Annotated in this window: 2 protein-coding genes; both read left to right on the top strand. The window is 27.6% G+C overall.

What is annotated here, in order from left to right; translation table 11 throughout:
• Positions 1–153 precede the first annotated feature (153 nt).
• Complete coding sequence (locus tag Q0370_RS07640; protein ID WP_299574188.1) at positions 154–822, top strand: sakacin A production response regulator; 669 nt, start codon at positions 154–156, stop codon at positions 820–822.
• Positions 823–834: 12 nt separating this feature from the next.
• Positions 835–1,168 (top strand): DnaJ domain-containing protein (locus tag Q0370_RS07635; protein ID WP_299574185.1); only part of this gene is annotated, 334 nt, incomplete at its 3' end.

The following is a 1,168-nucleotide window of genomic DNA, read 5'->3' as shown; positions in this document are numbered from 1 at the left end:
AAAACCTTTTTAGAAATTTGAGAAAGTATGCTATAATTTTATAGAAAACTCTCTTTAAACTTAAACTTAGTATTTATAATTGTTTCAGAAAAATTTTCTAAGATTATTTAGTTTTTAAGAAGTTGAAATCAAAAAAATTTAAGGAGAAAAAATATGAATAAAAAATTTAATTACAAGCCATTAATTGAATACACAGATTATGCTGGGAGAAAATATATTAAACCTGAAAAAGCTGGGGATTTGAAGGAAGATATGGAGCTTTTTAGAATAAATGGACAGGCTGCACGAAAGATTTTTACTGAAATAGCTAAATCTGTGGAAAAAAATGTAGAGGGATTTCATTTGCAGAAAGTTAGCAGCTGGATGAATCAAGGACAAGTTGCAAGACCTTATCTTTGGGTGTTTTTGAAGCAGGATGGAGATACTGAAAATGAATCTGGAATTGCACTTAGAGTCTTTAAAAATGAGAAAACTAAAAAAGTGGGAATTTCGATGGAAGTAAGTTTTGTTGAACGTAAAATTGGGGAAAATACAATTGAAAGACAAAATAAGGTTTTAGAATTACCTATTAAAAAACCACTTTATTATTTTGTACAGTTTTCAAAAAGTAAAGAAAACTGTATACTGGATAGAATTGAAGGAAGTGAAAAAAATAGGGAAAAATTACTTGAAGATATGAAAGAGGGAAATATCAGAAAAGTACTTGTTAAATTTGATGTGGAAGAAATTGAAAAATTTGAAAATCTTGAAGATTTGACAAAGGAATTTTTAAAAGGCTTTAAATTGCTGATGCCATTTTATTTGAAAACGAAAGAAATTTAGGAGGTAATGATTTTGAATTTTGCAGAAGCATTTAAAATACTGGAAATAGAGCCGACGAGTGATAAAAAGAAAATAAAAATTGCGTATTCCAAGATGTTGAAAAAGTATCATCCTGAAGATTTTCCTGAGATGTTTATGAAAATTAATGAGGCCTATGAAACTGCTTTGGGATATGCAGAAAATAATTTTTCTGAAAATTTATATGAAAATACTCAAAATTTTAGAAAAACAGAAGAAATGAAAGAGAGTGATTTTTCCGATATTTTTGATTCAAAAAAATTTGAGAAAAAAGAAGATAAATTTACTGAAGAATCTGAAGAAAGACAGGCAAAGGAAAAGTTTTTTG

The organism is uncultured Leptotrichia sp., from assembly GCF_938036635.1.
In the GTDB taxonomy this organism is placed as follows: domain Bacteria; phylum Fusobacteriota; class Fusobacteriia; order Fusobacteriales; family Leptotrichiaceae; genus Leptotrichia; species Leptotrichia hongkongensis.
The sequence above is the reverse complement of the archived record's forward strand: the minus strand, read 5'-3'. Positions and strand labels throughout refer to the sequence as shown.

Excerpts from the sequence above, each read along its gene's own strand:
- Q0370_RS07640 (WP_299574188.1), top strand. The coding sequence starts at position 154 with ATGAATAAAAAATTTAATTACAAGCCATTAATTGAATACACAGATTAT.